This is a genomic window from Roseovarius gaetbuli (assembly GCF_900172365.1).
Classification (GTDB): domain Bacteria; phylum Pseudomonadota; class Alphaproteobacteria; order Rhodobacterales; family Rhodobacteraceae; genus Roseovarius; species Roseovarius gaetbuli.
Genome location: NZ_FWFJ01000014.1, coordinates 25,226 through 39,899, shown reverse-complemented (window position 1 = coordinate 39,899; position 14,674 = coordinate 25,226). Strand labels below are relative to the sequence as shown.

General features: G+C 64.2%; 9 protein-coding genes. 6 read left to right on the top strand and 3 right to left on the bottom strand.

Annotated features, from left to right (window positions below; all coding sequences use genetic code 11):
- Nucleotides 1-153: 153 nt before the first annotated feature.
- The 6 genes from ROG8370_RS08930 to ROG8370_RS08905 all read left to right on the top strand — a co-directional run bounded on the left by ROG8370_RS08930 (nt 154) and on the right by ROG8370_RS08905 (nt 7,922).
- Nucleotides 154-1,272, top strand: a complete 1,119-nt coding sequence (locus ROG8370_RS08930) for a Gfo/Idh/MocA family protein (protein WP_085826742.1) — start codon at nt 154-156, stop codon at nt 1,270-1,272.
- The gene (locus ROG8370_RS08925) at nt 1,263-2,228 is read left to right on the top strand and encodes an NAD-dependent epimerase/dehydratase family protein (RefSeq protein ID WP_085826741.1); all 966 of its coding nucleotides are present in this window, start codon (nt 1,263-1,265) and stop codon (nt 2,226-2,228) included. Before ROG8370_RS08930 ends, ROG8370_RS08925 begins: the two co-directional genes overlap by 10 nt.
- Complete coding sequence (locus ROG8370_RS08920; RefSeq protein WP_085826740.1) at nt 2,225-3,472, top strand: glycosyltransferase; 1,248 nt, start codon at nt 2,225-2,227, stop codon at nt 3,470-3,472. Before ROG8370_RS08925 ends, ROG8370_RS08920 begins: the two co-directional genes overlap by 4 nt.
- Entirely contained in the window at nt 3,469-4,434 is a 966-nt protein-coding gene (locus ROG8370_RS08915; protein WP_085826739.1) for a glycosyltransferase family 2 protein, read from the top strand. The genes ROG8370_RS08920 and ROG8370_RS08915 overlap by 4 nt, the downstream gene beginning before the upstream one ends.
- A 13-nt stretch (nt 4,435-4,447) precedes the next feature.
- Nucleotides 4,448-6,553, top strand: a complete 2,106-nt coding sequence (locus ROG8370_RS08910; RefSeq protein ID WP_085826738.1) for an NAD-dependent epimerase/dehydratase family protein — start codon at nt 4,448-4,450, stop codon at nt 6,551-6,553.
- A 181-nt stretch (nt 6,554-6,734) separates the two neighbouring features.
- The gene (locus tag ROG8370_RS08905) at nt 6,735-7,922 is read left to right on the top strand and encodes a CpsD/CapB family tyrosine-protein kinase (protein WP_245827281.1); all 1,188 of its coding nucleotides are present in this window, start codon (nt 6,735-6,737) and stop codon (nt 7,920-7,922) included.
- Here ROG8370_RS08905 and ROG8370_RS08900 read toward each other — a convergent pair.
- The 3 genes from ROG8370_RS08900 to ROG8370_RS08890 form a co-directional block, all read right to left on the bottom strand.
- The gene (locus ROG8370_RS08900; RefSeq protein WP_245827280.1) at nt 7,916-9,211 is read right to left on the bottom strand and encodes a Wzz/FepE/Etk N-terminal domain-containing protein; all 1,296 of its coding nucleotides are present in this window, start codon (nt 9,209-9,211) and stop codon (nt 7,916-7,918) included. The genes ROG8370_RS08905 and ROG8370_RS08900 overlap by 7 nt on opposite strands.
- 218 nt (nt 9,212-9,429) lie before the next feature.
- Complete coding sequence (locus ROG8370_RS08895) at nt 9,430-10,077, bottom strand: 4'-phosphopantetheinyl transferase family protein (protein ID WP_245827278.1); 648 nt, start codon at nt 10,075-10,077, stop codon at nt 9,430-9,432.
- A 4-nt stretch (nt 10,078-10,081) separates the two neighbouring features.
- A complete protein-coding gene (locus ROG8370_RS08890) occupies nt 10,082-14,665 on the bottom strand; it encodes a MupA/Atu3671 family FMN-dependent luciferase-like monooxygenase (RefSeq protein ID WP_085826735.1) in 4,584 nt (1,527 codons plus the stop codon).
- Nucleotides 14,666-14,674: the final 9 nt, after the last annotated feature.

Sequence of the window (14,674 nt, the reverse complement as noted above, 5' to 3'; positions counted from 1 at the left end):
CTTCGGCGTGGCCGGTCGGCATCACGGGGCGGCAAATATCCCGGAATTTGGAAAAATGGTCGAATTATCGCCATTTTCATGTGCTTAGCGGGGGGTAATGCAGGGGAACTGGGCGATGATCTTGGTAAAGAATGCCAATATGAGGCAAGCGGCATGAGCCGGGTTGCGATCATAGGCTGCGGATTCGTGGCCGATCTTTACATGCGTTCACTCGCCAGCCACCCCGAGGTGACGGCTTGCGCCGCCTATGACCGTGATCACGCCCGACTTGCGGCGTTTTGTGCCCATTGGGGCGTGGCGCCGGCGGCTGACCTTGCAGGCCTGCTGGTGACCCTCGGGACGGATGGTGTGGTGTTGAACCTGACCAATCCGGGCGCGCATTACGAGGTCAACCGCGCCTGTCTTGAGGCCGGGCATCATGTCTATTCCGAAAAGCCGTTGGCGATGGAAGTGGCGCAGGCGCAGGAGCTTTTTGATCTGGCGGCGACGCGCGGTTTGATGTTGGCCTCGGCGCCCTGTTCGGTGCTTGGCGAGGCGGCGCAGGTTCTGGCCGCCGCCGTGCGCCGCGACGTGGCGGGCACGCCGCGCCTTGTTTACGCAGAGCTTGACGACGGCTTCATCCCGCAGGCGCCCTATGGCAAATGGCAGAGCGAAAGCGGCGCGCCATGGCCCTATGAGGACGAGTTTCGCGTTGGCTGTACGCTGGAACATGCGGGCTATTACCTCAGTTGGCTGATCGCGATGTTTGGCCGGGTCGAGACCGTGGTTGCGGCCTCGGCCAGCGTGATCCCCGACAAGCCGGGCGCGGGTGCGACGCCGGATTTCTCGGTGGCGACACTGTTTTTTGCCGATGGCCCGGTGGCGCGGCTGACCTGTTCGATTGCCGCGCCGCATGATCACCGGATCAGGGTGATCGGCGACAAGGGCGTCTTGCAGGTGGCGCGCGCCTGGGACAATGCCGCGCCGGTGCGGTTCTTTCGCCGTCTGACGATCCGTCGGCGCCTTTTGGAGCATCCTTTCGGTCGTCGCATTCGCGCGCGCGGGGCCACGCACCCCAAGCCGGGACGCTGGGGCGCGGCCTCGATGAATTTCGCGCTTGGCCCGGTCGAGATGCTCGCCGCTCTTGCCGAGGGGCGCGCCTGTCGGTTGTCCAATGACATGGCGCTGCACCTGACCGAAGTCACTTTGGCGATCCAGAATGCGGGCCGTACCACCGGGCCGCAGGTCATGCAGAGCGGCTGTGAGCGCATGGAGCTTTTGCCATGGGCGTGACGCCGCAAACCGTTCTTGTGACCGGTGTCGGTGGGTTCCTGGGGCGTGCGGTGGTTGCCGACATGCTTGGTCGGGGCCATGCGGTGCGGGCGCTTGTCCGGGCCTCACAGCCCGGCGCGCGCAGGGATGGCGCCGAAACGGTGGTCCTTGATCTTGCGGCAGCGACCCCTGCGCAATTGGCCAAGGTTTTGCTGGGCATTGACGTGGTGATCCATCTGGCAAGCGCCTTGTCGGGGGATTGGAATGTGCAGGAGCGTGACACGCTAGAGGCGACCCGCCGTTTGACCCTTGCCATGGCCGCCGCGCCAAAACCACCGCGCCTTGTGCTTGCAAGTTCGATCGCGGTCTATAGCGCCGATGCGGGTCTTGAGGGCGCGCTGATCGACGAGGATACCCCGCTTGAAGCCGCTCCGCTGGAGCGCGACAGCTATGCCCGCGCCAAGCTTGCGCAGGAACGGATTGCCCAAGAGGCCGGTCTTGACCTGACCATCCTGCGCCCCGGCGCAATCATCGGCCCGGGGCGGGTGATGAACGCGCATTTAGGCCTTGGCATCGGTCCGGTCCTGATCCTGCTTGAGACGCGCGGCGAGGTGCCGGTTGTTGCCCTCTCTGACTGCGCGCGGGCCTTTGGTCTGGCCGCACGAGGCAGTGGCGCAGGGGGTGTTTACAATATCTTGGGCGATGCCTGTCCGAGTCGCGCAGAGTTTGTCACGGCGTTGCGCCGGGGCGGTTGGCCGCGCGGTGTGATCCCGCTGAGCTGGCGGGTTTTGCATGCATCGGCGCGCGCCCTTGCGCCGCTTGGCCCGCGCCTTCCGGGTCTTTTGCGCCCCGCCACGTTGCGCGCGCGCATAATGCCGGTCCGATATTCGAACGCCCGCGCCAAGGTCGGCCTTGGCTGGCATCCCGAACAGGGGGGCGCGGCGGCACTGCGCGACGCCCTTGAGGCAACCCCATGAGCGGCCCGATTGCCTATCTCACCGGCGAATACCCGCGCGCGACCGATACCTTCATTCAGCGCGAGGTTGCCGCCCTGCGCGCCCATGGCATGGTGGTCGAGACCTGTTCGATGCGCCGCACCGGGCCTGAGCATCATACCGGCCCCGAGCAACGCCTTGAGGCCGCGCAGACCTTTCACGTGCTTGAGGCTGCCACATCGCCGCTGCGCCTTATCCGCGCGCATCTGGCGGCATTCAGGCGGCCAAAACGCTGGCTAAGCGCGCTCTGCCTTGCGTGGCGCACGAGCCCCGGCGGGATAAAACCGACGCTTTACCAGCTTATCTATCTGGTCGAAGCGGCGGTTCTGGCCGATCACCTTCGTCGACGCGGGATCACCCATCTGCACAACCACATTGCCAAATCAAGCTGTACCGTGGCCATGCTGATGAGCGAGATGTCGGGCATTCCCTATAGTTTCACGCTGCATGGCCCCGATATCTTTTTCGAGCCGTATCGCTGGCGGTTGGACGAAAAGATCGCCCGCGCCCGATTTGTCGCCTGCATCAGCGAATTCTGCCGCTCGCAGGCGATGGCGTTTTCGGCGCCCAAGCACTGGGCCAAGCTGCATATCGTGCATTGCGGGGTTGATCCCGCGCGGTATGACGCACCCGCTCGGGGTGCGCCCGCGCATCTGTTGTTTGTCGGGCGGTTGGCGGCGGTCAAGGGCGTGCCGGTGCTCTTTGCGGCGCTGCGCGATCTGCTCCCTGCGCACCCCGATCTGCACCTGACGCTGGTCGGGGACGGACCGGAACGCAATGACCTTGAACGCATGGCGCAGGCCATGGGGCTAACCGCGCATCTCACATTTGCGGGCTATCGCTCGCAATCCGAGGTGGCCGGGCTTTTGGCGCAATCCACGGCGCTTGTCCTTCCGAGCTTTGCCGAAGGCGTGCCGGTCGTGTTGATGGAGGCAATGGCCGCCCGCCTGCCGGTGATCACCACCCGCATCGCCGGGGTGCCAGAGCTTGTCGAGGATGGCAAAAGCGGGTTTGTGGTGGCGCCGGGGGATGAGGGCGCTTTGCGCGCGGCGCTCGCGTCGATCCTTGGGGATGGCGATCTGCGCCGCGCCATGGGCGAGGCCGGGCGCGCCAAGGTGCTGGCCGAATTCACCTCTGAGGCCGAGGGCGCATGGCTGGCAGAGCTGTTCGAGGGATACGCCACGGGCACCCCGCCGTTGACCAAACGACCGGAGGCGGATGCATGAGCTTGTCGATCGCCGCCGTGATCATCGGGCGCAACGAGGGCGCGCGGCTTGAACGCTGTCTTGCCTCGCTTTCGGGGCAGGGCCTGCGCCTCATTTATGTCGATAGCGGGTCGCGCGACCAAAGCGTTGCGGCGGCGCGGGCGGCAGGGGCAGAGGTGGTGGAACTTGATACCGCAACGCCCTTTACGGCGGCGCGTGCGCGCTCTGCCGGGGTGGCGGCACTGGCGGGGGACATGCCCGATGCGGTGCAATTCGTCGATGGCGATTGCGCGGTTGTGCCGGGCTGGATCGCGGCGGGCGCGCGCGCCTTGCAGGACGACCCTGACCTTGGCCTTGTCACCGGCTGGCGCTCCGAGCTTTACCCCGAGCGCAGCGTTTACAACGCGCTTTGCGATCACGAATGGCACCGCCCGGCGGGCGAGATCATGGCCTGTGGCGGCGACATGATGGTGCGCGCATCGGCCTTTGAGGGCGTTGGCGGGTTCGACCCGACGGTGATCGCCGCCGAGGATGACGAGTTTTGCACACGCCTGCGCAAGGCCGGTTGGCGGCTAGTGCGCCTGCCGCTCGCGATGACGCGTCACGATGCGGATATGACGCGCTTTGGCCAGTGGTGGCAACGCGCGGTACGATCTGGTCACGGCTTTGCGCAGGTCGGTGATCTGCACCCTGAATACTTCACCCGCGAACGCCGTCGGGTCTGGCTTTACGGGGCGGTTTTGCCGGTTTTGGCGCTATTGGGGCTGGTGTTCTGGCCGCTCTTGGCGGCTGCACTGGCGCTCTATGTCCTGTCCTATCTGCGCACCGTTCAGGGGTTGCGCCGCGAAGGCATGGCCACACGAGCCGCGCTGCACCATTCGGTTTTCCTGAGCTTATCGAAATTTCCAAACCTGATCGGCATGCTGACCTATCACCTGCGCAAATGGCGTGGACAGGCGATGCGGATCATCGAGTACAAGTGAAAGAGGGGGCTTCATGGCCATTGATATCAAGGTCGGGTTGATCGGGGCGGGCTATATCGCGGGCTGGCATGCCGATGCTTTGCGCGCCACGCCCGGCGTGCGGTTGACGGCGGTCTGTGACGTCTCGCGCGGCGCGGCGGAAGCGCTTGCCTCGGCGCATGGTGCGCGCGCCTTTGGCTCGGTCGAGGATTTGATCGCTTCGGGCGCGGTTGAGGCCGTGCATATCCTGACCCCGCCGCAGAGCCACGCGGCATTGGTCAAGACCTGCCTTGGTGCCGGCCTGCATGTCCTGGTGGAAAAACCCGTCGCGCTTTCGGGCGATGAGGTGGCCGAGATCAACGCCGCCGCCAAGGCCTCGGGGCGCCATTTCGCCGCCGGGCATAATTTCATGGGGCTGCCCGCCTATGCCCGCCTCAAGCGCAAAATCGCGGCGGGCGATCTGGGGCGTTTGTCGAGTGCCGAGATCACCTGGTCGTTCCCGCTTGCGCCGCTGCGCTCGGGGCCGTTTGGCCTTTGGATGCTGCGCGAGCCGCGCAATCTTATCCTTGAGTTGGGCCCGCATCTTTTTGCCTTTGCGCATGACCTTTTCGGCCCTGTCACGGTAACGGGGCTTAGCCTTGGCAAGCTGATTGACCTGCCCGGAAGCGGCACGCGCCCGCAAAGCTGGCGGATCACGGCACGGGCGGGGGATGTCGATATCGCGTTCAACCTGCAACTGGTGGAAACGCTTGATGACCGCTCGCTGACTGTGCGCGGCTCTTCGGGGATTGCCCGGCTTGATTACGCGGCGGATGTTCTGACGCTGGCGCATGAAAACACCGCTGATCTGGTGCTGAACCCGTTTGCGCGCCAGATGGCCACCGGCTGGGAGAACCTTCGCGAAGGTACGGTGAACGCCGCGCGGCAATTCACCTCGCTGAATCGCAAATCGCCCTACGCGCTTAGTTTTCAGGGGCTGTTTGCCGGGTTTTACGCGGCCATTCGTGGCGATACCCCGATGGACGCGCGCTTTGACGGGGCGGCGGCGGAAACGGTGATGCGCGCGATTGACGCCACCATCGTCCTGATGCCCGATCAGGGCCGCGAAACCAAGACCTTTCCCGCCCCGCGCCGTGCGCCCAAACCCACCGCTTTGGTCATTGGCGGTACCGGGTTTCTGGGCCGTGATCTGACCCGTGCCCTGGTCGCGCAGGGGCGTGATGTGCGGGTTCTGTCGCGCGGCGCGCATGGTCCTTTTGCCGATCTTGCCGAACAGGTTGAAACCTGTCCTGTTTCCCTCATTGACGAGGCCGGTCTTGTCGCCGCGATGGAGGGCATCGAGGTGGTCTTCAACCTTGCCCGCGCGCTTGGCACCACCTGGGAGGATTGCCTTGAGAACGACGTGGCAGTGTCTGACCGGATCGCGCGTGCGGCTCTGGCGGCGGGGGTGAAACGCTTTGTCTATACCGGCACGATTGCCTCTTATGACATGTCCGACCCGGCCCAACGGATCACCGAGCAGACCGGCTTTGCCGCCGATATGAGTGACCGTAACCTCTATGCCCGCTCCAAGGCGGAATGCGAGGCGCGGCTTTGGGTGATGCACCGCAACGAGGGGCTGCCCCTTTGCATTGCGCGCCCCGGTATCGTGGTCGGGCGCGGCGGGCCGCTGCAACATTGGGGGATTGGCCGCTGGCATGGGGCAGGCGCGGTTCGGATCTGGGGGCCGGGCAGAAACCCGTTGCCCTTCGTGATGATCGGCGATGTGTCGGATGGGCTTATCCGCATGGGCGAACAGGACGCGGCCCTTGGTCAATCGTTCAACCTTGTTGGCGATGTTCAGCTGTCGGCGCGCGCCTATTTTGACGCCATCCACAACCGCCTTGGCGCGCGCATTCGCGTGACATCGGGCAATCTCACGGCGCTTTGGGCGGCGGATGCGGTCAAATCTGCGCTCAAAACCTATGCGCTGCGTCGTCCCGGTGTGATCCGCGCCTCTTTGCGTGACTGGAAATCGCGGGCGCATTTCTCGCCCTTTGACAACGCCCACCCGAAATCGGTTCTTGGCTGGGCGCCGATCTCGGATCGCGAGGGGTTTTTGCAACAGGCGGTGGATGAGGCCAACTTGATGGGCTTCTGAGGTTCCCCGGAAAGGGGCATACAATCTCTCTTTTTCGGTCGCATTGTCGCCGGATTTATCCTGTCTACCTGATCGGGCAGGTAAGGGAATTTCAAATGGCTGAGCAGGGCCTTTTCAGGTTGGCGGAGATCACGTGCCTTGGCGCGCCGTTTCGCTTGGGGCGTGGCCGGAGGATCGCGCCATGAAACTGTCGCGCTATGAGGCCTATATGCGCCGCCGCGCCGCGCGTCGTGATGCCCTGGAAAGCCCTCACTCCCATAGTCCGGATCAAGTGGATGCCCTGTCGCTCGATGCCGAGGCGGCCACGCAAGAGGCCGACGAGGCGCCCTTTGCGCTGCGCCCCGAGATGATCGCGCCGCCGCTCGACCAAGAACCGCTTGCGCCAGAGGCCGATGGCCAACAACTGCCTGAGCCTGAGCCTGAGCCTGAGCCTGAGCCTGAGCCTGAGCCTGAGCCTGAGCCTGAGCCTGAGCCTGAGCCTGAGCCTGAGCCGACCGATACCGACATGCTCGACATCGAGGATGCGCCTTTTGTTGAGGAGGCGCGCGAAGACGAGTCTGAGGTTATCGTCGTCCCCGTGCCAGAGGTCACCCTGACCAATGACCCTGCCGAAGATGCGGCCGATGAGGCGCCTGCGCCGTTACCCCTACTTTGGCCAAACCTGCGATCGGTGCCGCTTGACGCCAGACATCTGACGCGCAACCGCCTGATCAGTGCCACGCGCGAAGACCCCGCGCATGTGGCCTTTGACGTGCTGCGCACCAAGCTTTTGGCGGTCCTGCGCGCGAAGGGCTGGCATCGCGTTGCGATCACCTCGCCGACGCCGGATTGCGGCAAGTCTTTCGTCGCGGCCAACCTCGCGATCAGCCTCTCGCGTCAGACAAGCGTGCATACCGTTCTGATGGATCTTGATATGCGCCGCCCGTCGCTTGCGTGTACCCTCGGCCTGTCTGCGCCGGGGCCGATTGCGTCCTTTCTGACGGGCGATACCTCGCTTGAACAACAGTTTGTCCGCCCGGCCGAAAATGCGCTGAATATTGGCGAAAACCTCGCCTTTGGCCTGAATGATCGCGTCGAAACCTATGCGGCCGAACTGTTGCAGGCGCCCCGGACCGGCGAAGTACTCGACAATCTTTATGCCCGCCTGCGGCCGGATGTCGTGCTGTTCGACATGCCGCCCGCGCTTTATTACGACGACGTTCTGGGGTTCCGCCCGCAATTCGACGGCGTGCTTTTGGTTATCGGCGGCGGGCGCAGCACGGCCCAGGAGGTGCGCGATGTCAAACGCCGCTTTGGCGCAGAGACCCCGCTGCTTGGGGTGGTGATGAACCGCGCCGAAGATGGTGACATCGCGAAATACGGTTATTGATTGCCCAAGATCCGAAGCGGGATGACCCGCTCGTGGATGAAACGCAAGATAAAGGGCAGGCTGATCAAGGCAAGGATAAAGGCACCAATCGCCTTTGCCGCCTGCTTGCGCCGCTCGTGACGCAGACGCACGACCGGGATTGTCACCACCGGGGTGATGTCTAGCTCTTGCTCAAGCTGCGCGGCGGTGCGCAGCGCCGGGTTCATGATCTCAAGCAGGAACGCAAGGCCGAGCCCGGCAAGAAGGCTGGCAACACCGCCCATGAGCGCAAGCTTTTTGCGGCTGGTCGAGACCGGAATCGCAGGCGGAATCGCCGTTTCCAAAATCTCGAACCGCTCTTGCTGCTGGCTGTTTTCCAGAACGCTCGACATTTCGGCCTCAACCCGGTTGCGGGTGATGGTGTTGAGCTGCTCCTGCAACTGGGTCTGGCTGCGCAGCAAGGCGCCCAGCTCGCGCTCGACGCGCGGGGCGGCGGCAATCGCGTCTTCGATCCGGGCAATGCGCGCCCCGACAAGGTTGCGCTGATCGGTAAGCTGCTCGACCTGCCGCGCGAAGACCTCCTGCCGCTGCCGCGAACTGTCGATTTGAAGCGCGATGATCTGGCGCTCGATCTCAAGGGTGGTTTCATTCAGCATGTTAAGCTGCGTGCGCAACGCGCCCGCATTCTCGGGCAGGGCATCGGCATTGGCGCGCTTGAACTCTGCGATGTCGGCCTCGACCGCAGCGATCTGAGCGCTGACGCGCTCTTCTTCGGCACTGTAAAATCCAAGGGTTTCGCGCACCAGCGCCAGACGCCGTTCGCGGTTCTGAGTCAGCACGGTATCGACAAATTCATTCGCGATATCGGCGGCCTTTTGCGCGTCCCCAAGGCGCACCGTGACGCTTAGCCCCGAAGGGGTGGTCGCCACGCCCTGAAGCCCGACGGAAATCTGTTCGATCCGGGTCGAGATCCGCAGGTTAAAGATCTTCTGCGGCAGCGGCATATTGGGGGCGTCGGCAAAAAGCGCATGCTTGTCGATCACCTTGATGAGGTTGTCGCGCGCCATCAGGCGCTGCTCGATCAGTTGCAGGCGTTGCATCGCATCCGTCGGCACGACGCGCCCGGTGATGTCGCGGCCCACTTGCGGGGTTTCGATCTGGATGACCGCTGTCGCCTCATAGGCGCGTGGCTGATTGAGCGCGAAAAACACCGCGCCAACGCTGCCTGCAAGCGTCACGAATGCAATAAGCCACAGCCTGCGGCGCAGCATGCGATATAAACCGGGCAAGGATTGGATCGAACCCATCATCCACCTTTCAGCGTCGTTTGAAACGAAAAACCGCCCGAGGTGCGTAATCATCGGCCAAGTGCCGGGGGCAATGCCCACCTCAAACACCCTGCCGACCGAATGCCCCCAAACGGCCCTGACAGATTTTTGTCTAATCTCCGCCTTAATTTAGCGATTTGGCCGCAATCTCGCCACAGTTTATTTGCACGTGATTGGAAACACTCTGTTCTCGGGCGGTTTCACGGCGCGGACAGCACCACAACAGCGGCAACAAGGTTTCGGGCGATGACGATGCGGCCGACCATCTGCGCGCCCGCCTGAAAGGGCGGGCAAGTCCGCGTGAAACGCGCCTCGAACTGCCCCCCGGCAAGGTCGATGGTGGTTTGCAGATCGTGAAATTCAAGGATTTTGCGGCTAAGCGGATATTGCGCCTTGTAGGCGGCCTCCTTGGCGCAAAAGATCACTCGGCCCATAAGATCATGGTCCTTGATTGCGTCGTGTTCCGGCCCGGTACAAATAGTCTCAATCATGTCCGGCGGCAATGGCTCTGCCGGTTCAAGATCAATCCCAAGGCCGGTGATAGCCCCCCGTCGCGCCACCAGGGCAAGACAGGTGCCGCCGCCATGGCTGATGCTTCCAGTGATCCCGTCGAGCCAGATCGGCGCACGATCCGGGCCGGGCAGAATTGCTGTGGGGGGTAAATCAAGCGCCTGCATCGCATCGCGTGCGGCGCGCCGCCCGGCGGCAAACTCGCGTCGCCGGGCAGGGATTGCGCGGGCCATTGCGGCGCTTTCGCCGGGCCAAAGCCCGGTCTCGGGCGCGGTGGGATCAGCACTGCCAAGCGCGACATCCGGCGGCAGGACCGCGCGCAGCGCGGAGATCAGCATCGCCCTAGCCTTGGCGCGCCGCACGCATCGCGCGCCGCCGCGACATCGCATCGGCTCGCGAGGTGGCACGCGCGCCAAGCTCTGCGGGCGCGGTGGCATTGGCCTGCTGCGCGGGGGCGGGGCTCATGGCGGGGGTATCGCCGCGCGCCTCTGCCACCCGCGCGGCCAGGGCCGCCAGCTTGGGAAAGCGGAAAATGTCGGTGATGCTCAACGCGCTCGCCGCCAGCTCCTGTCGGATTTCGCGATGCGCCTGCACCGCCAAAAGCGAGTGCCCGCCAAGATCAAAGAAACTGTCCTGCGGCCCGATCTGGGCCACGCCAAGAATGCGCGACCAGATCGCAGCGATATCGCGCTCCAGCGTGCTGCCCTGTGCGGCAGAGCTGACTGCGGTTTGCGGCGCGGGATCGGCCTGGGACGGCGCCGGAAGCGCCTTGCGATCCACCTTGCGGTTGGGCGTCAGCGGGAACACCTCAAGGCGCAGGAAATGCGCAGGCATCATATGCGCGGGCAGGGTGCTTGCCAGTGCTGTCTTGAGAGCCTCAATCTCGGCAGAGCCACGCAGATAGGCGACAAGGCGGGTGTCGCCGGGGCTATCCTCACGCGCCAGAACGACCGCCTGCTCGACCCCGGCGCAGGCCTCAAGCGCGCTTTCGATCTCGCCAAGCTCGATCCGATAACCGCGCAGCTTGACTTGCGTGTCGGCCCGCCCGATAAACTCGATCTGCCCATCGGCGCGCCATCGCACAAGATCGCCCGTGCCGTAAATCCGCCCGCCGGGGCGGAACGGATCGGCGCGAAACCGATCTGCGGTCAGATCATCGCGGTTAAGATAGCCACGCGTTACACCGTCGCCGCCAATCCACAATTCGCCGGGCGCGCCAACCGGCACGGGGCGCATCGTGTCGTCAAGAACATAGGTCTGGGTATTGGCAATCGGCGTGCCGATCGGCGCCACGCCTGTGCCCGGCGTGGCCGGGGCAGTGGTGGACCAGATCGTGGTTTCGGTCGGCCCGTACATGTTTTCGATTGTGGCGCCGCTCAGCGTTGCCATCTCGCCCACAAGCGCCCCCGGCAAAGGCTCTCCACCGAGCATCAGATGCTTGATGCGCCCAAGCGCATGGCGCGCCTCGTCGTTCATCGCGATCATCCGCGCCATCGACGGCGTGCATTGCAAATGCGTGACGCCATGGCGCAAAATCTGCGCCGCGATGGAAAAGTCATCCTCGGGGATGCTGCCGACGCGATTGCAGCGTTCGAGCACCTGCGCCAGCGGGCGCAAGCCGTCCAGAACCTGGCGCACCGGAATGCCGTAATCAATCAAACAGGCAACCTCATCCACGCCGATCCGCTTAAGCTCTTCAACCCGCGCGACACAATCCTCGACCGTGCCGAAAAGGCCGGAATCCTCGAAATACCGCAGAAAGGCGAAATCGAGGATGCCTTCCAACTCGTCCTCAGAAAGCGATCCAAGATCAAGCTCGAACGGATTGCTGACGCCTTCGGGCTTCTTGAAGGCAGGAAACGCCCAGGCATATTGCTTGATCAACCCGGCCGCAGAGCGCAGGTAATCCTTCATCGGTTCGCGCGCCACGCGCTCGGCCTCGTCGCGCGATTGCGCCACATAGGTATGTAGCATCAGCGTGACGGTGAAATCAGCCGGATCATGCCCTGCCTCGCGCAGCGCCGCATGATAGAGGCCGATTTTCTGATGCACTTCGCTCACCGATTGGCCGAGAAGATGGGTCAGAACATTGGCGCCATGCGCCCCGGCCTCTTTCCAGGTGGCCGGATTGCCCGCCGTTGTCACCCAGATCGGGACATCTTTTGACACCGGGCGCGGTTGGGTCACGACGCTGTGCAGGCTACCATCGGCGCGCGGGTATTCAACCGCTTCGCCCTTCCACAGCTTGCGCAGATCGCGGATCGCGTCGAACATCGCCGGCTTGTTATCGGGCGGGGTGTTTTCGGGGCGCAGCACGAAATCATCCGGCTGCCAGCCGCTGGCAATGGCAAGGCCCGCGCGCCCGTTGGTGAGGTTGTCGATCACCGCCCATTCCTCGGCGATGCGGGCCGGGTGGTGCAGCGGCGCGACACAGCTTCCGGCGCGCACGCCGATGTTTTGCGTCACCGCCGCCACCGCTGCCCCGGTCACCGAAGGATTGGGATAGGGGCCGCCAAAGGCGTGAAAATGCCGCTCGGGCGTCCAGACCGCGCAAAAGCCGTGGGTGTCGGCAAATTGGGCGCCTTCCAGCAGGGATTTGTATTTGTCACGCCCGGTGCCATCGTCATTGCCCCAGTAATAAAGGCTGAACTCCATCCCGCGATCCGAGGTGGCAAGATGACCCGACGAGACAAGCGCGCGGGTCTCATCGCCGCTCAGCACAAGCTTGAAACCACGCGCGAGGGCATAAAACAGCTCAAGCACCGAAATGTCGAAATTGAGGCTGGTCACCGCCAGCCAGACCCCCGGCGGATCATGGGCAATGCGCCCGTCCATCCCGGCAAAGAAATTTGCCACGTTGCGATGCTCGACCATCACGCCCTTGGGCCGCCCGGTCGAGCCGGAGGTATAGATCACATAGGCCAGATCATCCGGTCCGGCACCGCCCTCTGGCGCGGTGGCGGGGGCGCTTGCAAGCCGTGGATCACTATCAAGACAGAGCACCTCTGCGTCGGTCTTGGGAAGGGTCGCGGCCAATGCGGCGTGGCTAATCACCACCGGCGCGCCACTATCGGTCAGGTAAAGCGCAAGCCGCTCGGTCGGATAGGCCGGGTCCATCGGCACATAGGCCCCGCCTGCCTTCCAGATCGCAAGCGCCGCCACGATCATATCGGCCGAGCGCGGCAGGCAAAGCCCGACCAGAACACCGGGGCCAACCCCCATCTCGCGTAGAACATGCGCGGCGCGATTGGCGCGCGTCTCAAGCTCTGCGTGGCTGAGGGCCTGATCCTCAAACACCAGGGCCGTCGTATCGGGCGCGCGCGCGGCGCGGGCCTCGATCATCCTGTGAAGCGGCAGCGGATCATAGGTCTGCGCGGTGCGGTTCCAGCTTTGAGTGACAAGACGATGCTCGGCCTCGGGCAGAAGGGGCAAATCGCTGATCGTGCTGTCCGGCGCGCCGCGACCGAGATCCTCAAGCCGTTTGGCCAGCAAATCGGCCATCGCAGGCGAGAGGCGCGCGGGATCATAAACAAGCGACGGCGTCGATCCCAGATCGAGCGTCACCACCGTGCCGGGGATAAGCCCGCTGCCCTCAACCCGAAGGCCAAGCGTGGGCCGGTGACCCGCGTCAAGGCCGGGGTCGCGCGCAAAGATATCAAGCGCAAAGCCGCCCTTGGTCTCGGCGCGGTCAAGGGCGGCCTGCATTGCCGTCTGCAAATCCGCCAGCGTCTCGCCCTCGGGCAGGGTCAGAGGCACCCAAGGACAGGTATGACCGGGGTGTTCGATCTGTGACACCGCCTTGCCGCGATAGGCCAGCGTTGCGCCTGCTTCTCCCGCAAGGCGGCTGGCCCAGAGGGCGGCAATGCCAAGCGGCGTGTCGCCTGTAAGGTCAAGCGCATGCCGCTCTTCGCCCGCGCCATCCCCCGGCGCAACCGGCAGGGTAATCGGCTGCATGGCCCGCAAGGCGGCGCGCCAATAGCCGTCATTCGGCGCCAGATCGGTCATGATCCGGGTGAGACCCTCCGCCGCGCCGCTTTGTGCAAGCATCATGCCCGGCGTGGCCAGTTTGACCGGATCAATCGCCGTTCCGTCGCCTGCGCAAAGCGCGCCTAGCCGGATTGCGCCATCGCCTGTTGCGACACTCAGTTGGTCTTTGGTGACTTCTATAACCGTTCCCGCCGGGCCGGTTTTACCGCTTAGGATTTCGGCCTTGCCAACCAGAACCACCTGATCGCCAAGTTTGATGCGCGCCATGCACAGCGGGTTAAGATACCCGCCATGATCCAGCGCGCGCACCAGCCGGGCAAGATCGCTTGCGGGCTTGGTGAAATCCAGCCAGGCGGCGGCCTCGGGGCGGTCGGCGCGGGCGAAATAGGAGCGCGCGTCAAGGTCTTGGGTCACCGCACCGGGCAGGCCGCGCTCAAGCTGATCCATCACGGTGGGAAAGCTATCCAGCGCCGCGCCATAGCATTTGGCGTTGAGGGTAAAGGCGGTGTCATCGGCCGCGATATCAAACAGGCGCTGCTCGATGATGCGGCCCTCATCCACTCCGCCTTCTATCAGATGCCAGGTGATGCCGTGGCGCGCCTCGCCCTCGATCAAGGCCCAGACCGGCGCGTTGAGCCCCGCGTAGCGCGGCAATGGCCCGTCGTGAAAATTCACCGCGCCCTTGGTTGCCTTTGCCAGTACGCTCTCGGGAAGAACCGACAGATTGGCAATCGACAACAGCCAGTCAAACGACACCCCGCTGAGCGCCTCGGAGAGGCCCGCGCCGGGGGCAATCAGGGGCAGGCCCTTGGCCGTCGCCCAAGCCCTCACATCGGGGTTGCGCGTGACCACGGCCGCGATTTCATGCCCGCGCCCAAGCCAGGCCTCGCCACAGTTGAGGGCCAGCGATTCATTCCCGATCAGAAGGGCGGTCAACATCGTCTTATC

What these genes read in the sequence shown, in the direction of transcription:
- ROG8370_RS08930 (WP_085826742.1), top strand. Translation starts at nt 154, where the DNA reads ATGAGCCGGGTTGCGATCATAGGCTGCGGATTCGTGGCCGATCTTTAC.
- ROG8370_RS08925 (WP_085826741.1), top strand. Translation starts at nt 1,263, where the DNA reads ATGGGCGTGACGCCGCAAACCGTTCTTGTGACCGGTGTCGGTGGGTTC.
- ROG8370_RS08920 (WP_085826740.1), top strand. Translation starts at nt 2,225, where the DNA reads ATGAGCGGCCCGATTGCCTATCTCACCGGCGAATACCCGCGCGCGACC.
- ROG8370_RS08915 (WP_085826739.1), top strand. Translation starts at nt 3,469, where the DNA reads ATGAGCTTGTCGATCGCCGCCGTGATCATCGGGCGCAACGAGGGCGCG.
- ROG8370_RS08910 (WP_085826738.1), top strand. Translation starts at nt 4,448, where the DNA reads ATGGCCATTGATATCAAGGTCGGGTTGATCGGGGCGGGCTATATCGCG.
- ROG8370_RS08905 (WP_245827281.1), top strand. Translation starts at nt 6,735, where the DNA reads ATGAAACTGTCGCGCTATGAGGCCTATATGCGCCGCCGCGCCGCGCGT.
- ROG8370_RS08900 (WP_245827280.1), bottom strand. Translation starts at nt 9,211, where the DNA reads ATGATGGGTTCGATCCAATCCTTGCCCGGTTTATATCGCATGCTGCGC.
- ROG8370_RS08895 (WP_245827278.1), bottom strand. Translation starts at nt 10,077, where the DNA reads ATGCTGATCTCCGCGCTGCGCGCGGTCCTGCCGCCGGATGTCGCGCTT.
- ROG8370_RS08890 (WP_085826735.1), bottom strand. Translation starts at nt 14,665, where the DNA reads ATGTTGACCGCCCTTCTGATCGGGAATGAATCGCTGGCCCTCAACTGT.